Below are 6,756 nucleotides of genomic sequence, written 5' to 3'. Positions count from 1 at the left end.
AAAAAAGGACCCGCACAGCGGATCCGATGAATCAGAGAAATTAATAGTTTGCTTTTTCAACTTCGAAGAAAGACTTCGCATAGCCACACAGCGGGCACAGACCCGGAGCGTTCTTGCCGACCAGGGTATAACCGCAGATCTGGCATTTCCACATCACGTCTTCTTCTTTCTTGAAGACTTTGTCTTCTTTGACATTGCTCAGCAGAGCGAGGTAACGTTCTTCATGACGCTTTTCGATCTTCGCGACCATATCCATCTGCGCTGCGATCTTGTTGAAGCCTTCTTCACGTGCGATCTTAGCGAATTCAGCATACATGTCTGTCCATTCGTAGTTTTCACCATTAGCTGCATCCTGCAGGTTAACATCTGTCGTCGGGATCTGATCGCCATGCAGAGCCTTGAACCACAGCATCGCATGTTCCTGTTCGTTGCGCGCTGTTTCCTCAAAGATGTTCGCGATCTGTTCCATGCCCTCAGCACGAGCCTTCATTGCATAGTAAGTGTACTTGTTGCGCGCCTGGGATTCACCGGCAAAAGCTGTCATTAAGTTCTGTTCTGTTTTTGATCCTTTTAATTCCATTGTTCTTTACCTCTTTCTTTCTCTTTTTCCTGTTTGTCTTTACACTGGTTGCAGCAGCCTTCCAACGAAATATTCAGATCTTCCACGCTGACGCCCATCTGGTCTTCAACTTGGCGGATCATCTGCTCCTCCACGGAGAACGAAACGTCGAAATACCGCTTGCAGTATCGACAGTAGAAGTGATGATGCTTTTTCGGATTTCCATCGTACATGAACCCTGCGCTGCGGTCCTGGAACTTTTGGATTTCACCCATTTCCGTCAACAGATTCAAGTTGCGGTAGACCGTCGCGATTCCAATGGAAGGATCGGCCTGCTTTACCTTCTGGTAAACCTGGTCGGCATTCATGTGAATTCCTTCTCCGCGCATCACGTCCAAGATCAGCTGGCGTTGTCTTGAATTCCTGCGAATCATCATCTCACCTCCTAATAACGATAACTGTTATCATTATAGCATAAGTTTCCTGGGAGTCAATAGCTCCGCACGGATTTTTCTATAATTTTTCTGCTCTGCCTGCTTCTTTTTTAAAGATGAAAAAGCGAAAAAGAAAAACGGGATGAGGCTCCCGCTTTCTTCCTTTAATGAACGTAATAAACCTGCCGGACAGACTTGCCGAAATACGGACTTTCCGGATCATACCACTCCGGGCGAGTACTTCCTTCTTTGTTATAGGACCACTGCAGTGAGTTCACAACATACTCAGTCGGGTCAATTTCAATCCAGTCATTAACTTCCAGCAATTTGGTGATAATCGCCGGCTGTTTCTCTCCCATAGCCGCCCAACCTTCGGCGCCATAGAGTGTTTCCAGATACAACGCAGCAGCTTTTTGCGCCTCTTCTGAAGCCGGATCCATCAGCTTTGCGGTGCCCTTGATCTGAACTCCATAGGAATTAAAATAATCATTTTTATAAGCGATATATTCTTCCTCCGGTATCTGTTTATACCAATACAAAACAACCTTCGGATTCTTTGCGATATGCACGCATTTTTCTGTTCCTTTTTCACTGGAAGCGTACAGCTTCATGGTTTGAGGATCCAAGACGAATTCAACCGATGACAGACCCGGTTCATTATTGTAGGAAGTGGCGATTTGATACATTTCACGATAAGAATAAATTGTTTGTCCCGCTTCATCCTTTTTTAAAGGCCACCCCCGCAGATAATCCAAAGCCAGCTCACGAATTTCCGGCTGACTCAGCTGTTGACTTTCATCAATGGCAACAGAAGCTGTGGTCAATGCGTCTTCCATTTTGATATAACCGTTAGCTTCTGGATTTTTAACCCAACCTTCTGCTTCCAATTCTGCGTCAGTTTTAGGAGCCGGAGCTGTACTGCAGCCTGTCAGGAGTAAAGCTGCCAAAAATAACATTCTTAATTTTTTCATATTTCTTCCCTCTTTCTATGTTCTTATCATGTCATATTGTTTATTTTTGCACAAGATTCCAATCAGACCGACTAGGATAAAATTCAGAACTTCGATATAATAAAAAAAAGGAGAATCCTGCTTATGAAATACCGTAATTTATTAATACCTAATCAAAGTTGTATGGATTCTATTTCCGTTACCCTTCAAAAATATCAATATCAGATTTTTGCTTATCGCCATACTTTTCAGAACCGCGTTCGTCAGTTATCCAATGTCCTCATTCCGCATATCAAACTGGCCGTAATTCGTCAGGGAGAATGTTCAGCCACGATTCAAGGTCAGACCTTCCATGCCGGGCCTGCTGATTTATTCTTGATCCCGCCCTATCTGCTTCACAGTGCTCAGTTCATCACTGATTCTTTAGAAACTTATGAGCTGCTTTTTCAAGTCAGCGGTCTGTTTAATCAGGAACAATGGCTGACCCTGTTTCATCATCAGCTCTGGTTTCAACAGTTGATTGATGAACCGACCTTCAATCTTATACGCTATTGCTTCGATAACGCGGAAAAACAAACAGCGGGTTATGTTTTAGGCCTCCAGCATTTGATCAGTCAACTTACAGTTATGATGCTCAAAGAGGATCCGAACTCTTTTGCTTCTTCGCGTGCAGACAGCGCTATGCTTTCAACCGCGGAAAAATTTTTATATGAATTAGAAAAATCAAACGAAGCGTTAAGCGTCCAAGACTATTGCGACCGTCTTCATGTTTCGCAAAGTTATCTGTGCCGCTGCACATTAGCCGTTATTCAGCTGTCGCCGCAATCGTTGATTATACAACACCGTTTGTACCGCTCGCTCACGCTGCTTGCGGATCCTGATTTATCTGTCAGGCAGATCTCAGAACAGCTGCATTATTTGCATCCCAGTTATTTTTCCAAACAGTTTAAGGCCACTTTTTCCCTGACGCCTAACGAGTATCGGAATCTATACTACCGAAAGCCTTAAGAAACAGACAAGTTGATCTGCAACGATTCGGCTGAAGCGCAGATTATCAAATCTTAGGATAGTTTGTTTTTCGATATCCTTATCGTATTCTAGGAATTTTCCTTCGAATCTTGATCAAAGCATCTATTGTAATTACTTTTCAGAGTGAAAAAGCTCTTTCCCCAGCGACATTCAGCCGTTAGGAAAAGAGCTTTCTTTTAAGATTCCTGATGATAAGCGCGGTAAATCTCATTCTTAGACACGCCGTATTCCTTGGCGATTTGTTTGATCGCATCCGTCGCCGACATGCCGGACTGAATTCGTTCGTTGATCTGCTCGGTAATCAGCGCCATGTCGATGACCGGCTCACTTTCTTCAGCGCAGCCTTCAATCACGACGACCATCTCGCCTTTTAATCCAGCGGCTGCTTCCTTGATTTCACTCAATGTCCCGCGCAGAAATTCTTCATGTCGTTTCGTAATCTCACGCGCCAGACACGCCTTGCGATCGCCCAGGACTTCCAGGCAATGTCCCAGCATCCGTTCGATCCGGTGCGGGGCTTCATAGAAAATCAACGTAAACGGCAAGGCTTTCAGCCCTTCCAGTTCCTTCACGCATTCGCGGTCGTTGCTGGAAAGAAATCCCTTGAACAAAAACGGCTGAGCTTTCAGACCCGACGCGACCAGCGCGTTAAGTGAGGCACTGCAGCCGGAAACCGGCACAACGTTATAACCGGCAGCTGTCACTTGTTCGACGATATTCTGGCCGGGATCGGAGATCAACGGATATCCGGCGTCGGAAACCACAGCGACCGACTGGCCCTGTTCCAGCAGGTTCAGCAAGCCCTTGGCGCTTTCCCGTTCGTTATGGGAATGATGCGCGATCATGCGGGTATGGATATCGAATACCTGAAGCAGCTTCATTGTATTGCGGGTATCCTCCGCGGCGATCACATCGACCGAACGTAAGATCTCAATCGCCCGGGGCGTCATTTCCTCAAGATTGCCGATCGGCGTCGGGACGAGATACAACGTTGGTTTTTCATTGGTAAAGCTCTGCTGACGAATCATTTCTGATCCTCGCCCGCCTCGTTTTTCGGCTGACCTTCCTTGCGGTTGGCATGACGGCGACGGCGGTTCGGGCGTTTGCGTTCCTGATTGCGGATTTCGCCTTCCCCTTCCTGAGGCTTGGTTTCGCCTTCAGGCTTACTTTCCTTAACACTTTCCCGCGGCTTTAACTGCTTCCGGTTTTCCTGCGGTTTGCGTTCCTCACGGCGTTTTTCTTCCGGTTTGCGTTCTTCCACTTTCTTTTCCGGCTTCTTCTCCGCCGGTCGTTTATTTCCATCTTTGCGTTCCGGTTTCTTCTCCTCTGGCTTCCGGGCGTTGTCTTTGCGCTCTGCTTTCCGCTCGGCGTCCTTACTTTCCGCGCCACGGCGTTCCGGACTTTCTTTCCGGTCATTCTCTTTCCGATCTTCTTTCCGCTCGTTCTCCCGGCGCTCATCCTTGCGTTCGCCAGACCGCGCGTCTTTTTCTTTATTCTTTGCGTTCTGGGCTTCAGGCCGGCGGAACACGCCCTTTTCCATCAGATCTGACAGCGCGATGAACTGGACGTTCTCCCGGTTTTCCAGCTTCGCCGTCCCGTTGATCACGTTCATCGACGTCACGCGGTACAGTTTGCCTTCATACTCGACCTGGGCGTTCATCTTCGGCAGTCCGGCGCGCAGCTGCTTGTAATTTTCATCCTCAAATTTCAGACAGCACATCAGCTTGCCGCACTGTCCGGAAAGCTTCTGGATATTCAAGGCCAGCAGCTGGTTCTTCGCCATGTTGATCGACACGACGTCAAAATCATCCATGAACCGTGAGCAGCAGGTTTCCATCCCGCAGGTGCCTAAGCCGCCGATGATTTTCGCTTTGTCGCGGGGACCGATCTGACGCAGCTCAATCCGGCACTTGAAAATCCCCGCCAGTTCTTTTAACAGCTCGCGGAAATCGACGCGCTCGTCCGCAACGTAAACAAAGATAATCTTGCTTCGATCCAGCGTATATTCGCAGCTGATCAGATTCATATCCAGCTTGAGCCGCGCCACTGCTTCCTGACAGCGGGACAGCGCTTCCTTGGCCAGATCTTTATTTTCAGCGTACATCTCGCGGTCATGCCGGGTCGCTTTGCGCAGCACCGGCTTTAACGGCGTGTTCTGGGTGTGCATCGACACATCGCGCAGATTGCTGATGATCTCGCCCATCTCCACGCCCCGCACCGTTTCCACGACGACATAATCGCCATATTCCAGCGTTTCGTCATTTGTTCCAAAGCTGTACGCTTTCCGTGAATTCTTAAACCGTACCGATACGACATAGCGGTACGCAGGAACCGGCTTGACTTCTTCCGTTTTTACAGCTTCCTGATTTTCACTCATCTTTCATTCCCTCCTTCATTTGATAAATTAACTGATCCGCCAAAAGCGGCAGATTATAACTACGGGATAACTTGTCCCGGCATTCAAGCAAGACGATGATCAGCTGATCGAGCCGCAGCGGACGCTGATTCCATTTTACAATTTCTTCCGCCATCCAGGCCGGACCTTCCGTATGTCCTACCGCGGCGTCACGAAGAAATTGAAGCAGGCAGTCGATAAAATAGCCGAAGGTTCGCTTATCCTTCTCTTTATCCTTGCTTCCGAGATATTCCGTCTGCATCCAGACGAGCACTTCTTCCTCCCGCAGCGGGAATTCACGGATAAACCGGCGCATCATCAGCATACCATTCTGATAGGCTTCATCCTCAGCGGTCTGCTTAATCTGATCGACATCGCGGATCAGATGCGATAACAGATAGCCGTCGGTTTCATCAAGCTGTTCCTCCAGAGCGATCTGATGGATCTGGCGCTGCGTCAGCGGCCGGAAGGTCAGCGTCTGGCAGCGGGATACAATCGTCGGCAGGATCCGATCCTGATTTTCCACGATCAGAATCGCAAGGGTATCGGAGCCTTGCGGTTCTTCGAGAAATTTTAACAGACTGTTGAGCGCTTCCGGGGTCGTGTTCTCCGCGTTGTTGAGAATATAGACCTTCTGTCCGCTGCGTTCCAACCCGGTTTTATTAAACCGCTCCTGCAAAGACAGGATTTCATCTTTTTTAATCGACTTGGACGCGCCATCCAGCAGGATCAGATCGGCGTAATTCGCTTCCGCGATCCGCTGGCAGTCGCTGCATTCCTCACAGGCGAATCCGTCGTGGACATGCTGACAGATCAGACTTTGCGCTAACAACAAGGCTGTTTCCAGCCGCGGCGTGCCTTTCTGTCCGACAAACAGGAACGCGTGCGCCAGTTTTTTCTGCACTAGCGCATGTTTCAGCGTCTGATAGACAACCGGCTGCTGCGCCTCCAGGCGTTCAGCGAACTTCACGATGAATCAGCGCTCCTATCGCTTTGACACAGTCGGCAATCACCTGATCGACAGGCTGAGCCGCGTCGATCACGATCATCCGTTCGGCAAACCGGTCACGCACCTGCCGATAGCCTTCGCAGACGCGCAGGTGAAAATCGATCTTTTCCTGATCAAGCCGGTCTTTGTTTTGCCGGGTGGCGATCCGGTCCAGTCCCTGCTGCGGAGCCAGATCGAGATACAGGGTTTTATCCGGCCAGTGGCCTTCGATCGCAAACTCGTTGATCGACAAAACCTCCTCGATCCCTAAATTCCGGCCGAAGCCCTGATAAGCCAGCGAACTGTCGACAAAGCGGTCGCAGATCACGACTTTCCCCGCTTCTAAGGCCGGCAGCACTTTTTCAATCAAATGTTGACGCCGGGCCGCGGCGTAAAGCAGC

The 6,756-nt window shown here is 49.0% G+C and carries 8 protein-coding genes; 1 reads left to right on the top strand and 7 read right to left on the bottom strand.

The annotated features are described in order from the left end of the window. Positions 1-40: 40 nt before the first annotated feature. The 3 genes from rbr to HOLDEFILI_RS11950 form a co-directional block, all read right to left on the bottom strand. Positions 41-580 (bottom strand): rubrerythrin, encoded by a 540-nt coding sequence (gene rbr / locus HOLDEFILI_RS11960; RefSeq protein ID WP_006059979.1) that lies wholly within the window; start codon positions 578-580, stop codon positions 41-43. Continuing rightward, on the bottom strand, positions 571-993 hold the full coding sequence (locus HOLDEFILI_RS11955) for a Fur family transcriptional regulator (protein WP_039864911.1): 423 nt from the start codon (positions 991-993) through the stop codon (positions 571-573). The genes rbr and HOLDEFILI_RS11955 overlap by 10 nt, the downstream gene beginning before the upstream one ends. 164 nt (positions 994-1,157) lie before the next feature. Further along, entirely contained in the window at positions 1,158-1,964 is an 807-nt protein-coding gene (locus tag HOLDEFILI_RS11950; protein ID WP_006059977.1) for a pyridoxamine 5'-phosphate oxidase family protein, read from the bottom strand. A 123-nt stretch (positions 1,965-2,087) separates the two neighbouring features. Here HOLDEFILI_RS11950 and HOLDEFILI_RS11945 point away from each other — a divergent pair, with 123 nt between their 5' ends. After that, on the top strand, positions 2,088-2,951 hold the full coding sequence (locus HOLDEFILI_RS11945) for a helix-turn-helix transcriptional regulator (RefSeq protein WP_083787622.1): 864 nt from the start codon (positions 2,088-2,090) through the stop codon (positions 2,949-2,951). A gap of 197 nt (positions 2,952-3,148) precedes the next feature. Here HOLDEFILI_RS11945 and rsmI read toward each other — a convergent pair whose 3' ends face one another. From rsmI to tmk, 4 genes are all read right to left on the bottom strand, one after another. Continuing rightward, on the bottom strand, positions 3,149-4,000 hold the full coding sequence (rsmI, locus tag HOLDEFILI_RS11940; RefSeq protein WP_006059975.1) for a 16S rRNA (cytidine(1402)-2'-O)-methyltransferase: 852 nt from the start codon (positions 3,998-4,000) through the stop codon (positions 3,149-3,151). Then, positions 3,997-5,349 (bottom strand): PSP1 domain-containing protein, encoded by a 1,353-nt coding sequence (locus tag HOLDEFILI_RS18915; RefSeq protein WP_006059974.1) that lies wholly within the window; start codon positions 5,347-5,349, stop codon positions 3,997-3,999. Before HOLDEFILI_RS18915 ends, rsmI begins: the two co-directional genes overlap by 4 nt. Next, positions 5,342-6,337: a hypothetical protein gene (locus HOLDEFILI_RS11930; RefSeq protein ID WP_006059973.1), complete on the bottom strand. Its 996-nt coding sequence runs from the start codon at positions 6,335-6,337 to the stop codon at positions 5,342-5,344. The genes HOLDEFILI_RS18915 and HOLDEFILI_RS11930 overlap by 8 nt, the downstream gene beginning before the upstream one ends. Beyond that, a partial coding sequence (gene tmk, locus HOLDEFILI_RS11925; protein WP_039864909.1) for a dTMP kinase occupies positions 6,324-6,756 on the bottom strand: 433 nt, incomplete at its 5' end. The genes HOLDEFILI_RS11930 and tmk, both read right to left, overlap by 14 nt.

Origin of the sequence: Holdemania filiformis DSM 12042 (genome assembly GCF_000157995.1) — a bacterium.
Lineage (GTDB): Bacteria > Bacillota_I > Bacilli_A > Erysipelotrichales > Erysipelotrichaceae > Holdemania > Holdemania filiformis.
The sequence above is the reverse complement of the archived record's forward strand: the minus strand, read 5'-3'. Positions and strand labels throughout refer to the sequence as shown.

Coding starts and splice junctions, on each gene's coding strand:
- rbr (WP_006059979.1), bottom strand. CDS start 580: ATGGAATTAAAAGGATCAAAAACAGAACAGAACTTAATGACAGCTTTT.
- HOLDEFILI_RS11955 (WP_039864911.1), bottom strand. CDS start 993: ATGATTCGCAGGAATTCAAGACAACGCCAGCTGATCTTGGACGTGATG.
- HOLDEFILI_RS11950 (WP_006059977.1), bottom strand. CDS start 1,964: ATGAAAAAATTAAGAATGTTATTTTTGGCAGCTTTACTCCTGACAGGC.
- HOLDEFILI_RS11945 (WP_083787622.1), top strand. CDS start 2,088: ATGAAATACCGTAATTTATTAATACCTAATCAAAGTTGTATGGATTCT.
- rsmI (WP_006059975.1), bottom strand. CDS start 4,000: ATGATTCGTCAGCAGAGCTTTACCAATGAAAAACCAACGTTGTATCTC.
- HOLDEFILI_RS18915 (WP_006059974.1), bottom strand. CDS start 5,349: ATGAGTGAAAATCAGGAAGCTGTAAAAACGGAAGAAGTCAAGCCGGTT.